15 protein-coding genes are annotated in these 12,724 nt (G+C 56.7%); 10 read left to right on the forward strand and 5 right to left on the reverse strand.

What is annotated here, in order from left to right:
* From AAAC48_RS29440 to cax, 5 genes are all read left to right on the forward strand, one after another.
* Window positions 1-257: hypothetical protein (locus tag AAAC48_RS29440; protein WP_340657576.1), on the forward strand; the 257-nt coding region annotated here is incomplete at its 5' end.
* A gap of 32 nt (window positions 258-289) precedes the next feature.
* A complete protein-coding gene (locus tag AAAC48_RS29445; protein ID WP_340657590.1) occupies window positions 290-595 on the forward strand; it encodes a hypothetical protein in 306 nt (101 codons plus the stop codon).
* A 74-nt stretch (window positions 596-669) separates the two neighbouring features.
* Window positions 670-1,191 carry a hypothetical protein gene (locus tag AAAC48_RS29450; protein WP_340657577.1) on the forward strand — a complete coding sequence of 174 codons (522 nt, stop codon included), beginning with the start codon at window positions 670-672 and terminating at the stop codon, window positions 1,189-1,191.
* An 89-nt stretch (window positions 1,192-1,280) separates the two neighbouring features.
* Entirely contained in the window at window positions 1,281-1,598 is a 318-nt protein-coding gene (locus AAAC48_RS29455; RefSeq protein WP_340657578.1) for a potassium channel family protein, read from the forward strand.
* 48 nt (window positions 1,599-1,646) lie between these two features.
* Window positions 1,647-2,741 carry a calcium/proton exchanger gene (gene cax / locus AAAC48_RS29460; RefSeq protein ID WP_340657579.1) on the forward strand — a complete coding sequence of 365 codons (1,095 nt, stop codon included), beginning with the start codon at window positions 1,647-1,649 and terminating at the stop codon, window positions 2,739-2,741.
* A gap of 45 nt (window positions 2,742-2,786) precedes the next feature.
* Here the strand turns inward: cax and ydiK are convergent, their stop codons facing one another.
* Window positions 2,787-3,866, reverse strand: coding sequence for an AI-2E family transporter YdiK (gene ydiK, locus AAAC48_RS29465; RefSeq protein WP_340657580.1), 1,080 nt, complete (start codon window positions 3,864-3,866; stop codon window positions 2,787-2,789).
* Between the two features lie 157 nt (window positions 3,867-4,023).
* Between ydiK and AAAC48_RS29470 the strand changes: the two genes are divergently transcribed.
* On the forward strand, window positions 4,024-4,428 hold the full coding sequence (locus tag AAAC48_RS29470; protein WP_340657581.1) for a hypothetical protein: 405 nt from the start codon (window positions 4,024-4,026) through the stop codon (window positions 4,426-4,428).
* 210 nt (window positions 4,429-4,638) lie between these two features.
* Complete coding sequence (locus AAAC48_RS29475; protein WP_340657582.1) at window positions 4,639-5,736, forward strand: porin; 1,098 nt, start codon at window positions 4,639-4,641, stop codon at window positions 5,734-5,736.
* A gap of 204 nt (window positions 5,737-5,940) precedes the next feature.
* Here AAAC48_RS29475 and AAAC48_RS29480 read toward each other — a convergent pair whose 3' ends face one another.
* From AAAC48_RS29480 to AAAC48_RS29495, 4 genes are all read right to left on the reverse strand, one after another.
* The gene (locus AAAC48_RS29480; RefSeq protein ID WP_340657583.1) at window positions 5,941-6,414 is read right to left on the reverse strand and encodes a histidine kinase; all 474 of its coding nucleotides are present in this window, start codon (window positions 6,412-6,414) and stop codon (window positions 5,941-5,943) included.
* A gap of 41 nt (window positions 6,415-6,455) precedes the next feature.
* Window positions 6,456-7,283 carry a polyphosphate kinase 2 gene (ppk2, locus tag AAAC48_RS29485; protein ID WP_340657584.1) on the reverse strand — a complete coding sequence of 276 codons (828 nt, stop codon included), beginning with the start codon at window positions 7,281-7,283 and terminating at the stop codon, window positions 6,456-6,458.
* Window positions 7,284-7,313: 30 nt separating this feature from the next.
* Complete coding sequence (locus AAAC48_RS29490) at window positions 7,314-9,035, reverse strand: SulP family inorganic anion transporter (RefSeq protein ID WP_340657585.1); 1,722 nt, start codon at window positions 9,033-9,035, stop codon at window positions 7,314-7,316.
* 181 nt (window positions 9,036-9,216) lie between these two features.
* Window positions 9,217-10,992 carry a hypothetical protein gene (locus AAAC48_RS29495; protein ID WP_340657586.1) on the reverse strand — a complete coding sequence of 592 codons (1,776 nt, stop codon included), beginning with the start codon at window positions 10,990-10,992 and terminating at the stop codon, window positions 9,217-9,219.
* Between the two features lie 155 nt (window positions 10,993-11,147).
* Between AAAC48_RS29495 and AAAC48_RS29500 the strand changes: the two genes are divergently transcribed.
* The 3 genes from AAAC48_RS29500 to AAAC48_RS29510 all read left to right on the forward strand — a co-directional run bounded on the left by AAAC48_RS29500 (window position 11,148) and on the right by AAAC48_RS29510 (window position 12,494).
* A complete protein-coding gene (locus AAAC48_RS29500) occupies window positions 11,148-11,426 on the forward strand; it encodes a hypothetical protein (RefSeq protein WP_340657587.1) in 279 nt (92 codons plus the stop codon).
* A gap of 246 nt (window positions 11,427-11,672) precedes the next feature.
* Window positions 11,673-12,101, forward strand: a complete 429-nt coding sequence (locus AAAC48_RS29505; RefSeq protein ID WP_340657588.1) for a hypothetical protein — start codon at window positions 11,673-11,675, stop codon at window positions 12,099-12,101.
* A gap of 45 nt (window positions 12,102-12,146) precedes the next feature.
* Window positions 12,147-12,494 carry a hypothetical protein gene (locus tag AAAC48_RS29510; RefSeq protein ID WP_340657589.1) on the forward strand — a complete coding sequence of 116 codons (348 nt, stop codon included), beginning with the start codon at window positions 12,147-12,149 and terminating at the stop codon, window positions 12,492-12,494.
* Window positions 12,495-12,724 lie beyond the last annotated feature (230 nt).

Consider the following 12,724-nt stretch of genomic DNA (forward strand, 5'->3'; position numbering starts at 1 on the left):
TCTCGGTAGTTGCACTAGAGCAGCGCGTAACGCTCTATGATGAATTCAACATCGAAGTGCCCTTGGATGAATTTTCGGAACATGGAATGTCTGCGAAGGGCCGCGCTATACTTGTCCATTCGCACTGCCGGATCGATGCCGTGCTCAACCTTTCTTCCGTCGGGACGACATATGTCAAGCCGGTAGCCCGGGGCCTCGCATGGCACTACTTTCACAAGAACTTTGCCGATCCGATTAGGATTGTTGGCGCAGTTTAGCTATCGATCGTAGTTATTTTAGGAGGGATCTCATGGCCACGACAGACTACCGCGAATATGAGAAAATAATTCCGTTCGAGATAAAGGACGGCCTGCTCAAGTTGGCCAAGCGCAGTGCTCAAAAGTCCACACAGGCACTCCTTAACGCAGGGCGTGGCAATCCTAATTGGATAGCAACCGCGCCACGCGAAGGCGGCGGTTTCCATGCGCCGAACTGGAGCGTCAGGGTCTCATTCGCGAATTTAACCGATGACGTCTATGACGATATCGGACGGGCGGTTCGTGCCGTTGGACGCAGCTATGTCGATGCATTCAACGCTTCGAAAAAAGCGAAATAGGGTTACAGACGCAAAAAACCGGGCGGACGCAAGCGACGGGAGTTGCATCCGGACCCATGAACGGGGGAGGGCCCGTGATCACGGCAAGCGTAGAGGTACTTCGGAACTATCCCGAAATTGCGCTGTTCATGACCCTTGCAATCGGCCACGTGATCGGCAAAATCCAGCTCGGCGGCCATGCACTCGGGCTCGTGACCGGTTCCCTTTTCGCAGGGCATGCTGACCCTCGGGCTCGGCATCGCGCTAATGTGCCTGCAATTATGATTGGTGGGGCCAAGCTGGCGTTGTCTAACTCTGTCGGCACGCTTCTTGCCGGCCTGTTGTTCGGTTGGCTGCAGAGCCCGTATCCCTGGCTGATCGGCAAAGCTCGGGAGCCGACCCGCATGTTCCTCGTCAATTTCGGCCTCGCGGGCTTTGTTGCCATCGCGGGTGTTTTCTGCATCTGCATTCCTCCAACCGTCGGAATATTGTTTGGCAAATGTGTACTGCGAATGAACCCGGTTCTTTTGCTCGGAGGCGTTGAAGGAGCCCAAACCATGACCGCAGCAACGGTGGCCGTGCACCAGGTGCCGGTGATAGGGTTCACGGTTCCATAAGCGCTCGGCAATATCATTCTGACGACCTTCGGCATGATCATCGTGCCGCTGACAAGCTGAAATGGGTGTTCGTTCATCGGTGAAATGCGATGGGATCTAGGCAAACGCGACGCATCTTTCTAAAGGCACTTTTTCACCAGATACGCGTGGTCTGGCCGATCCTGTCCGGAATCGTGGTGGTGATGGTGGCCTGCGGGATCGTGATCGGTCAAATAGAAGGCTGGCCTCTGACCGACACACTCTATTTTACGTTCGTTACCGGGCTTACCATCGGTTACGGAGATCTGACGCCGCACCATCTTTCATCGCGCGTGCTGGCTATCGTGATCGGCTTCTCCGGCATCATCCTGACAGGCCTCGTCGCAGCAGTCGCCGTTCAGGCACTGCGCGCAACTGTCCCAGATTGAAACTCGTTATCACTGCCCGCCAACCTACTATTTAGCATGGGGTCTTTCATGAACCATCTATGGAAAGAAATACGGCAGAACCCGATACTTTGGCTCCTGGCCCTTGTGCCGGTGACTTTCGCAGCGCAGAAGGTAAGCCCGGAATCGCACACGCTGCTGTTCCTATTGGCGGTATTGACCATCATTCCGCTGGCGACGCTGCTGAGCCACGCCACAGAGTCCGTTTCCGCCAAAACCGGCGACGCGGTCGGCGGGCTTCTCAATGCGACGCTCGGTAACCTGACTGAGCTCATCATCGCCCTGGCCGCGCTGCGCCTTGGCCAGTTCACCCTCGTGAAGGCCTCCGTGGCTGGGGCTATCGTCGCCAACACCCTGTTTTTGCTGGGTGCGTCGTTCCTGCTGGGCGGGTTGAAATACCACGTTCAGGACTACAATCGCGTAAACGCCCGCCTGCAAACAAGCCTGCTGTTTCTGGCCACCGTCGCCATGATCATCCCATCGGCAGTAGCCTCCGGTGGTTCCGAAATGGCGCCGGACTTCATGCAAAAGCTCAGCGTCGGGCTATCGGTGGTACTGATCGTCGCCTATGGGTTGGGCCTCGTATTCTCGCTCAAGAGCCATCGCGAACTTTTCGGCAGCATAGAAGAGGCTGTCTCGGACGAGGCGCCATGGCCGCTCAACGTGGCTCTTGTTACGCTGGCTGGTGTGACGGTGTTTGTAGCTTTGGTCAGCGAAATCTTCGTCGAGTCGGTTCAGGAGGCTGCGGTGACATTCGGAATGACGCCCGCATTCGTGGGCTTCATCGTCGTAGCGCTGGTCGGCGGTGCCGCTGAAATGGCCTCAGCCTTTTCAGGCGCTCGCAAGAACCGCCTGGACCTGAGCGTCGGCATCGGGCTCGGCAGTGCCGCGCAGATCGCCCTCTTCGTTGCTCCGGTCCTCGTGCTCCTCAGCTACGTCATCGGCCCCGCGCCGATGGATCTCCAGTTTTGGCCAGGCGCGGTCATCATGGTGCTCATCGCCACGATGACGGCCATCATCGTCACCAATGGCGGGCGCTCGACATGGTTCGTTGGGGTGTTGATGCTGATGGTCTATCTCATACTCGCCATGACGCTGTATTTGTTGCCGCCCGGCGGTCAGTAGCAACGCCCTCTACAGACGGGTTACCTGCATTTCCTTCGCGAACGATCATTGGCGAGGTACACCCGTCTCGGACTCCGTATCGCCTTCCGCCATCCAGGCGTCGAGCAGCGTGTAGGCTACCGCAAGAAGCGTGGGTCCGACGAAAATGCCGAGAATGCCGAACGAGATGAGGCCGCCGATGACACCCGCAAAGATGAGCAACAATGGCAGGTCTGCTCCCTTGCGGATCAGGAACGGACGCAGAAATCCGTCCATCGTGCCGGCGACGATCGTGAAGAGCAGCAGAACGGTCGCCCAAAGCGTATCGCCAGAATAATACATCCAGATAACCGTCGGCGCCAGGACAAGGCCGGGACCGAGCTGCATCAGGCAAAGGACAAAGATCAACGCCGTCAGCACTGCTGCAAACGGCATGCCGACGACGAGCAGGCCGATGCCGCTCAGTGCAGTCTGCGCGACCGCGGTCACAACAACACCGAGAGCGACGCCGCGGATTGCCTGGCCCGCCAGGCGGACCGCCAGCTCGCCGCGGTCCCCGCTCAGCCGACGGCCGAAACGGACGGCCGTCGCGGCTCCTTGCTCGCCGTGCGAATACATGATCGCGGCTATCGCGGTCGTCAGCAGGAATTGGAGGAAGGTACCGCCGAGACTGCCAGCCGCTGTTGCGAACCATTGCGCCAGCGCACCGGCGTAGGGCTTCAGCCTGGGCCCAAGTTCGTTCATCCCAACGGCAGCTAGCCGCTCCCAAATTTCGCGGATGCGCGGACCGATCAGCGGCATGTCGCTCAACCAAGTAGGCGACTGCGGCAGCTTGAGCTGCAGGCCGATCAGTATGAAACCCGTGATGCGATCCATATTGTCGAGGATCATGCTGATCGCCAGCCAGAACGGCACGATAATCACCAGCAACAGGGTCACGGTCATGACCAGAACGGCGATGCTGCGCCGGTCGCCCGTGTGGTGCTGTACCCAGAGCATGAGCGGCCATGTCGCGATTACCAAGGTCAAAGCCCAGATGATTGCCACCAGGAAGGGCAACATGACCCAGATGGAACTGACGAGGAGGCCGCCGATGAACAAGACGGCGAGCGTCACACGCGTAATGTCCTGTCGTGGCTGGAGCATGTTCGTCCCCCTTAAGGGCGATTGATGATCGATGTACTGAGAACAACTGTGATCAACGTGAAGTTGTCGCCGATTGATGCTACTCTGCGACAATACTGCCAGCGTTACCAGCCTTCAAAAATATGAAACCCAGCGAGAGACCATACCGGAGGATAATATGATTAAGCTCCACAAGGCCGTCATTGCAGCACTCGTTGTTTCAGGCACAATCGGCGGTGCACAAGCAACCACGATCAAGCAATTGCAGGGCGCCTGGGCCATGAAAGGCAGCAAATGTGACGAGATTTTCAAGAAGGTTGGCAAGAAGGTCGAATTCAAGGACCGAATCGCACCAATTTCAACCGGACTGCTGTTCACGGGCAACAAGGTTGCGGGGCCGATGGCCGTTTGCACTATCAAGCAAGTTCGCGAGAAATCGTCCCGTCTTTCTGCACAGCTTTCATGCGAGACCTCGATGGTGGTCGAGGAACTGACAGTAGGCTTCGACGTTCCCAATCCGTCGGAACTCAGGCGTTTCGATCTCTTCGGCGAGTATGCGACCTACCAGAAGTGCAACATGTAGACGCTGGCCTCACTAAAAAGCGGCAGGGTCGGACAGCGGAGCGGACCATCGGTTTGTAATCGTCTGAATGTTGTATGGGTGTGGCCATGCGGCGACAGTCATGACTTCCCTGTGGTGGTACAACTTGTCCCGGCAGTTGGGATTCGTCCGAAACTCATTGATGTGTTCGCGAGGCTGTTCGAACCTTGCCAAGCCGCTGATGGGGACCGCATGGATATCCGAACGCTTCTTTTAGCCTCTGTCGGAGCCATTCTTGTAATACCGGCAGTCGGCGCGGCAGATGCTGTCGTCGTGGCCGAACCAGAACCGGTCGAGTATGTCCGCGTCTGCGACGCTTATGGAGCCGGCTTCTTCTATATCCCCGGCACTGAGACCTGCCTCAAGGTCGGCGGATACCTGCGCTTTGAACTTGCAGGCGGGGACAATGTCTATACGGGCGGGCCGGTCGGCGCCGATGGTAATGATACGTGGTATGCCCGCACGCGCGCCGAAATCCGTTTCGACGCGCGCGCGGAAACCGAACTTGGCACCTTGCGCTCCATGATCGACACCCGTTTCCAGAACACGAATGGCAGTGATGCGGGCGCCATTCTGCATCAGGGATTCATCGAACTCGGCGGGTTCCAGATCGGTGTCAACGATGTCATCTTCGGCTCCTGGCTCGGCTACGCCGGCAACATCATCCGGGACGACGTGATCCAGTATGGCTCGGACAGCATCTCCAGCAACCAGATCAGCTATACCTTCAAAGGCGGCAATGGATTTTCAGCCATTATCGCCGCCGAACAGGGTGAGGAATTCAATGGCTACAACTACGTCATCGATGACTACATGCCTCACATCCTCGCCGGCGCCAAACTGCAGCAGGATTGGGGACAGATCGGCGCTGTTATCGGCTATGATTCGGTGCAGGAGGCTATCGGTGTCAAGGCGCGATTGGATGTGAAACTCGCCGATGCCGTATCGGCCTGGGTGATGGGCGGGTATCAGTCCGACTACGACTCGAATTCTTTTATCACCAACCAAAACCGCAACTGGTACGGCCTATGGGAAGGCGCCTGGGCCGCTTGGGGTGGCTTTGCCGTGAAGGTGACAGAAAAGGCGACAATCAATGCCCAAGCAGCCTACGAAGAACAGGGAACATGGGCTCTCGCCCTCAATGTGAACTACGAAATTACGCCTGGTTTCATCGTAAGGCCGGAAATCAACTACACGAAGTTTGGCGGTGCGCGTAAGGAACAGGCAGAAAGCGAGTTTGGCGCGGATGATGCTATCGGCGGTATAGTTCGCTTCCAGCGCAATTTCTGAGCCGGGTCATGACTGGATCTGTGGCGTACTTTCTTTGAGGCCTCCAGCATTTAGGTTGCCGCCTCCATGCATCGCATTTTGTTAATGGTTGCATGTCCTGAGGCTTGAAATTTTCCTGCACAGAGGAGAAGCCGGTATCCGGACACAGCGATTGGCTTTTCAACGTGTCGCCGTCTTCCTCCTCCATGGTGCCAGAAGAATATTTCAGTTGCCTGGATCCGAGCCCCAGTTCAAGAAGAAGCCGACGTCGCCCGGCATACCTCCAGGGAAACTGATAATCATTGCCTTAAGCTTGAAACCCTGTGGCTTGCCGAATTTCTGGTAGCGTTCGTAGAACTCCTTCGCCTTACCCTGGAGCGTGTCGGGCCAGCTCTTGTCGCCGCTGTTGATCGCGCGACCGCTGTCTGAGCACAGATCCGATGAAAAGCTATAGACCATTGCCTCGAATTTGCCATTCTGGACCGCAGCCGCTACAAGCCGGCGCACTGCCAGAATGTCCGCTTCGCCGACTTGATTTTTGAGAAAATCTGCAGCGAAATCCGCAACTTTCTGTTCTTGAACGGTCCTTGCTTTCTCTTGCTTTTTTTGTTCCTCCATCTCGCGTTTGATGACTTCCTGGCGAAGCTCCGTGGCACTGGGAGGCATCGCGTTCACGTCAAGTTCTTTCTTCTCTGACATCTCTTTGATCCACTTCGTCTAAGGTCTGCCAATATTGGCACTCACAGCACGTTCGGCACGATGTTACGGATATGGCTGTCCTCCATGTAGTCACTGGGCCGCTTCTGCCGCTTGCCGAGTTCGGGTTCATCGAATTTGACCCTTTCATAGGGAATCGACTGAAGAATATGCGTGATGCAGTTGATCCGGGCGCGCTTCTTGTTGTCTGAGGGCACGATCCACCACGGGGCATGCTGACTGTCCGTCATCCGGATCATTTCGTCATAGGCACGGGTATAGTCCCACCAACGCCGATAGGACTCAAGATCCATCGGGCTGAGTTTCCATTGCCGCAATGGGTCGTCGATCCGGCGCCGGAACCGGCGTTCTTGCTCTTCCTCGCTGACGGTGAGGAAGTATTTCAACAGTATGAGGCCACTTTCCACGATTGCTGCCTCAAAGCGCGGGGTCTGTTCGAGAAAACGTCGGGCCTGCTCTTCAGTGCAAAATCCCATCACTCTGTCCACCCCGGCGCGGTTGTACCAGCTCCTGTCGAAGATCACCATCTCACCGGCCGCAGGGAGATGCGCGATGTAGCGCTGCATGTAGATCTGGGACTTTTCCCTTTCGGTTGGAGCGGGCATCGCAACCACACGGAACACCCGTGGGCTAACCCACTCAGTTATTCGCTTGATCATCCCGCCCTTGCCGGCGGCATCGCGACCTTCAAAGATTATCACGATGCGCGCGCCAGACTTCTTCACCCAGGACTGCAGATGCGCGACTTCGACCTGAAGCTTTGCCAACTCCTTTTGGTAGCGTTTGGATTCCTCCCTCTTTGCGTTGGCCTCATCTGGATCGGCAGCCGGTCTATGGTTTTTTTTGCTCATGTTCGTCCCTCCAAGATTTGGGCTCCGAAGTCAGTCCGTACCGGATGGCTCCTGTGGAAGCCCCCTTGCTTCGTCCGCGTGAAAGGCGCGCAATGCATCTTCGAGATCTTCGAACACATACGCGGCATCAATGCGCGATATCGCGCCCGATCGTTCGAGCAGCGTCCTTACCTCCGAGTGCAGCTCGGCAATGCCCAACCTGATGCCACGCCCTGCAAGGTCGGCTCGGATCTCGTCGAGCATGGCCGCCGCGGTGCTGTCGATCTGCGCGATCGCGCTTGCGTCAAGGATAAACCAGCGAGTGCCCGCCGGAAGGCTATCGGAAATCTTCCATATGCGCGACCGAACGTAATCGGCATTGAAAAACAGGAGGCTGCCTTGGATCATGCACACCGCCAAGCCAGGTACCTGCTGCGCGTCGGGAGAACGGTGCAGCTTGTAAAAGCCGTCGCGACCCACAATGCGGCCAAGCAGTGCATCACGCGGAAACATGGTCTTGCGCAGAATGTGGACGAGTGTTGCGGCGATGGCGATTACAACACCGTTGAGAACACCAAATGTAATTGCGCCCCACATCGTGATGAGAGCAAAAGCGAACTCAAGGTGACTGATATGCCAGATGTTCTTGAGTTCCTTGACATCGATCAGTCCGATCGCAGCCGCAACCAGGATGGCGCCAAGTGCAGGGATCGGCAGAATGCGCAGCGCATCGTTGAGAAATACCAGGCTGGCAAGCAATGCTGCCGCCGAGGTAAGGCCCGCTAGCTGCGTCCTTCCACCGACCGAAAGATTAATTGCCGTGCGGGAGTCCGATACGCTTATCGGGAACGCGCCAAATAGACCTGCAGCAATGTTTCCCGCACCTAGACCAAAGAGTTCCTCGTTGGCGTCCACGTCTTCACCGGAGCGTGCCCCGAAGCTGCGGGCGGCAACGATCCCTGAGCCGAAGCTGACGAGGAAGACTGCCGCAGCCCCAAGCACGATCTTATCCATGGGCAGTCCAGCAGCGAATGGTATCGAAAGGGAAGGAAGCTTGGAGGGTATGTCACCGACGACCGCAATACCCATCTGCTGAAAGCCAAAGATTGCCGAAAGGATCACTGAGACTACAATCACGATGACAGGTCCAGGTATCGACGGACGCAACGCCTTTATCAGCTGCAAGAGTGCGAACATTCCCGCGGCAAGCAGTACCGATGGCCAGTGGATGGCCGCGCTCTTGCTCGCGAGCTCAAGGACCGGTCCAATGAGCCCCTCCGATTTGATTGGTACCCCGGTAACGCGGCTAACCTGGCCGACCATTATTGAAATGGAGATTCCAGCAAAGAAACCGACGAGGATTGGCCGCGACAGGAAGGTCGCGAGGACGCCAAGGTGAAATAAACGCGCCGCCAAACATATCGCTCCGACGCCCAAAGCAACCATCGACGCAATCGCGACCCGATCCGTCGATGCATCCGCCGGCATTGCTGTGACTATGGCCGCCATCACTGCAGCCAAGACCGTCATCGAGGCTGCGTCGGGTCCGACGACTAGACGTCGTGAAGGTCCGAAAACGGCGTATGCTATCGGCGCAGCGATGCTCGCATAGAGGCCGGTCTCGGGTGGCAGACCGGCTATTGCAGGATAGGCGATAGCACTTGGCAACCCGACGGCTGCGATTGCAAGACCCGCTGAAATATCATTTGGGAGCCAACTGACGCGGTACCCCGCAAAGCCTCGAAGGACCGGCATCTGGAAGGTTCGGGTCATGTCTCGCCCTCAAGGAGTTTGCCTCAGTTGTGTTGCTCCCCAGATTTCGTTGCAGATGCAGTCTAGCGCGCCGGAAGCTTGCGCGCCTGTAACATCGCGTAACCTCTGTCGCGCAATACGGGACTTGGCGCTGGTGCTGCGTTGGTCACGCACTCACATCCGCAAATAGAGCTCTGCCATTTCACTCCCCGGGAACAGCCACGCCGGCCTTTCTGAGCCCTTCGATGAATTGGTGTTGATCCTCGGGGCGAAAGACGCGGAGCGATACCTCTTGCCGAATATTCTTGAGTAGCATAGGTGCGTTGCTTTCGAGCCATTGCCGTTCAATGGCCGCGTCATCGGTTCTCCCGAGCTTTCCGAGAATGGCCAAGAGAATGACATGATAAATCGGATTGGCGCGAAGATCGGCCAATCTGGCCAAGCGTTCAGCCGTCGCATAATCCTTGCTGATATAAGCACATACTGCGAGCGCGGCTTCGAAATAGCCAAGGGGGCCGGGATTGCGGGAAACGGCCTCCGTCACAAGCTTGCAGCCGGTAGTCCATTGCCCCGACAAAGCCAGCCGAAATCCATACTCGCCGGAAAGTTCCGTGTCGTTGGGGTTGATCGCAAACGCGCGCGCGCCCACGTGTAGCGCGGTATCGATATCTCCGCGAAAGAAGTAAGCAAGCATCTGAGCCTGAAGGGCACGAACGTTCTGAGGGTCGAGTTCCGTGGCGCGTCGAGCAGACTCGGTGGCAAGGTCCAGCGATGGCGACGAAGGCGAATCGAGACGATAGCGGAAACGAAACTCATCAAGATATGTAAGCGACAGAAGCGCCCAGGCTGTCGCATAGTTGGGATAGCGTTCAACCGCCCGTTTAAGGCAACTCTGGACCGATGTGTGGGTCTGCGGACTGAGGTTTGCCCGATAACCGTAGTAGGCCAGCGTACATGCATATGCCTCCCAATCGTCAGGGGGCGACCGCGCCATATGGGCCGCATCCGCCTGGAATATGATGCCATAAGGTTGGGCAAGCGTGGTGGCCACTGCCCGGGCTATGTCTGCCTCCAGTTCGAGAAGATCGGTTACCTTAAGTACTTTATCGTAGTTATTGGCCCAGACGACCGACCCGTCGGTGCGATTCAACAGGCGGGCGCTCATTCGAAGCTTCTGGTCATCCACGCGAACACGTCCTTCTAGAGCATAAAGCGACCCCGCATTCCCTCTGGCAGATGCGGCGCTCGCGGCCGGCGTCTGTCCAGTGACCACCACGATCTCCTTGAACTTCGAAATCTGGCTGATGACTTCGTCAGTCAATCCGCGCGCGATTGTCTGGGAATTCGGCGCGCCGGAGAGGTCCTCAAATGGCTCTACCAACAGGATCGGAAGACCCGGTCCGACCTGTGGATGTGTTGTCCTGCTCACGGCGTTCTCCTGGTCCACGCTTTGCCGTGAAATACGGTCCATCGAGAACAGAACAATGGCTAAGCCCAACGCCGCAAACAACGCCAGCCACAAGCGGGTTGACGGAGCACGCCATCCGGTGTGATCTATCGGCTTCTCCTGACTTAGCAATTGGATCTCGCCCCGTGGTTCAGGGTGATTGTAGCGGAAAGCTGGCACATAGCCGCCCTTCGGTATAGTGACTATGACCGGATCCTCCTGGCCGGCCACGAGATAGTACAGTTCGAGAGCGCGACGAATTCGGCCGGCCTCGATACGCACCGCCGGGTCAGTCTGAGCATCAAACGACGAATCCCTGCCGAAGACCTCAGTTGCAATCGAATAAGCCTTGATTCGATCAGCCCGCCCGATAATCGTCTCCTCGACAACGTAAGTCAGGAACCTACGGGCTCTCTCGGGCGCGTCGAACTCTGCACTCGATCGGATTCGATCAAGTTGCGCTCGAATTTCCGCGCCTGTGGGTAGAGCTTGCGGCTCTACCGAGGTGCTGGCTTGAACAACGAATACCACGTCGTTCCCCCCCAAGCAGCTGCAAGGTGGATGTCCACCGTCGCGCTGCTGTATATTCGCGTATGTTACGCCCTCAGATGGTCCCTACGCAATATCATGCAGTGACATGATCGCCATGATTGCTGCTGCGACGACAATCTAGCCGGAGGACCGGAATGAAATCGCGATCCGTGAACATTGCAGAAGAGGGGGGCTTAGCTGCTGCTTTGCGCAGGTTTCCAACACGCTCTCTGCTGATCCAGAAGTTGATGGCTGTTGATGAGAGCTTTCGGGGCATGTGCGATGATCTTGCTGCTGCCGAACACGCGCTCGTGACTGTCGACCAACTACCCGCTCATATCCGCAACGAGCGCCGCGAAGAGTTTGCTGGGCTGGCCGAGAGTCTCGCCCTCGAAATTGAGACAGCGCTGTCCCAAAGCGAAAATCTACATTAGGGGGCAACCGATCAATGGACGAAGCGCCGCAAATAAAGACGTGAGAGTGCCATGAACCTAAGGAAGCTGTGCGAAATGCGATACGACGAGGCTTCCGGGACCCTCAGGATGTCAGGTCAAGATTCCTTCGAACACGTCGCAAGCGTTTACATCTCAATCGGCGATCCTGAGCATTTTCTGGATGCAATAGGAGAGCACTGCGGAGCAATAACGGCGAGCAGATCCCTCTCGATAAGGAAGACTAGCATGTCTCGCAACGCACCCCTGAAGCGTCCGGCGCATCGCGCTTCCCATGGAAATGTCCCTCAACGTCCCTGTTCGAACATTCGGGAACGAAAACCGATCGTGACGATTGCTTTGATGATGGCTTTGATCCATCTGGCTTCACCGGCCTACGGTCTTACTGCGCAGGAGCTCGTGCAGGCAGACAGGAAGTTTGCGACCGGCTATATCTTCGGCGCGATCGAATATCAGATTGGCGTGGCGATCGGAAGAACCTTGGATCCCAGTCAGCAGAAATTCCGGAACTGCCTGATAGACAAGAAGATCATGTCCGAAACGCTTTACGAAGCCGTGACGAACTTCATCAGGAATAATCCTGAGTCTCGATCCCGCGCCGCGGTTGCAGCGATAGTGCAGACTGAAAAGGAAATCTGCCCGGAAGCCGGCAATTGATGTTCTAGCCTGTGCGACCGCAAAATTTGATGGGGAGACGTGTTCATGAGGAATTTCCTGTTTCGACCCAACGGCCTGTTTGGAGGCCTTCTGCTTTGCGGTATCTTCACGAATGTGGGGTTCGCTCAAGAACAATCGTTCGTTCGGCTTCAGGAAATGTGTGGTGATACCAAGGATTTGCTCCACTACGGTTACTGTATTGGTTTTGCTGAAGCCATTGCCGGTCACGTCGCTCGCGAAAACAAATCCTGTTCGCTCCTTCGAAGTTACATCGATAAAGGCCCCATCAACTTCGCTTTTGCCGATGTCATAAGTGATCTCGATCCTCACGAATATCCCAAGGATGCGTACCAAGCATTGGAGGAATTCTTCAGCAACAAGGGCTGCTCCTGATCCTGGATGTAGCCGAACGGAGCGGTGTCCGGATGTCATGCAGCAAGAATGGTAAATGGGACGCAGGGGTTGTACAATGGCGAGTTCAGTTCGCAGTACCGGAAAACAGACGGGCAACGGCGATGTCGTGGCGGCGTCCTGCTCCGCCCCAGTGGAAACCGAACTGAAGTTGCGCGCCACTCCCGGCGCTCTCGACCAGGTCCGTGCCTCACCTGCCATTTTGCAGTCGG

Origin of the sequence: Phyllobacterium sp. (assembly GCF_037994405.1) — a bacterium.
Taxonomy (GTDB): Bacteria; Pseudomonadota; Alphaproteobacteria; order Rhizobiales; family Rhizobiaceae; genus Phyllobacterium.

What these genes read in the sequence shown, in the direction of transcription:
- AAAC48_RS29475 (WP_340657582.1), top strand. Translation starts at nt 4,639, where the DNA reads ATGGATATCCGAACGCTTCTTTTAGCCTCTGTCGGAGCCATTCTTGTA.
- AAAC48_RS29455 (WP_340657578.1), top strand. Translation starts at nt 1,281, where the DNA reads ATGGGATCTAGGCAAACGCGACGCATCTTTCTAAAGGCACTTTTTCAC.
- cax (WP_340657579.1), top strand. Translation starts at nt 1,647, where the DNA reads ATGAACCATCTATGGAAAGAAATACGGCAGAACCCGATACTTTGGCTC.
- ydiK (WP_340657580.1), bottom strand. Translation starts at nt 3,866, where the DNA reads ATGCTCCAGCCACGACAGGACATTACGCGTGTGACGCTCGCCGTCTTG.
- AAAC48_RS29480 (WP_340657583.1), bottom strand. Translation starts at nt 6,414, where the DNA reads ATGTCAGAGAAGAAAGAACTTGACGTGAACGCGATGCCTCCCAGTGCC.
- AAAC48_RS29490 (WP_340657585.1), bottom strand. Translation starts at nt 9,035, where the DNA reads ATGACCCGAACCTTCCAGATGCCGGTCCTTCGAGGCTTTGCGGGGTAC.
- AAAC48_RS29510 (WP_340657589.1), top strand. Translation starts at nt 12,147, where the DNA reads ATGAGGAATTTCCTGTTTCGACCCAACGGCCTGTTTGGAGGCCTTCTG.
- AAAC48_RS29505 (WP_340657588.1), top strand. Translation starts at nt 11,673, where the DNA reads ATGTCTCGCAACGCACCCCTGAAGCGTCCGGCGCATCGCGCTTCCCAT.
- ppk2 (WP_340657584.1), bottom strand. Translation starts at nt 7,283, where the DNA reads ATGAGCAAAAAAAACCATAGACCGGCTGCCGATCCAGATGAGGCCAAC.
- AAAC48_RS29500 (WP_340657587.1), top strand. Translation starts at nt 11,148, where the DNA reads ATGAAATCGCGATCCGTGAACATTGCAGAAGAGGGGGGCTTAGCTGCT.
- AAAC48_RS29445 (WP_340657590.1), top strand. Translation starts at nt 290, where the DNA reads ATGGCCACGACAGACTACCGCGAATATGAGAAAATAATTCCGTTCGAG.
- AAAC48_RS29470 (WP_340657581.1), top strand. Translation starts at nt 4,024, where the DNA reads ATGATTAAGCTCCACAAGGCCGTCATTGCAGCACTCGTTGTTTCAGGC.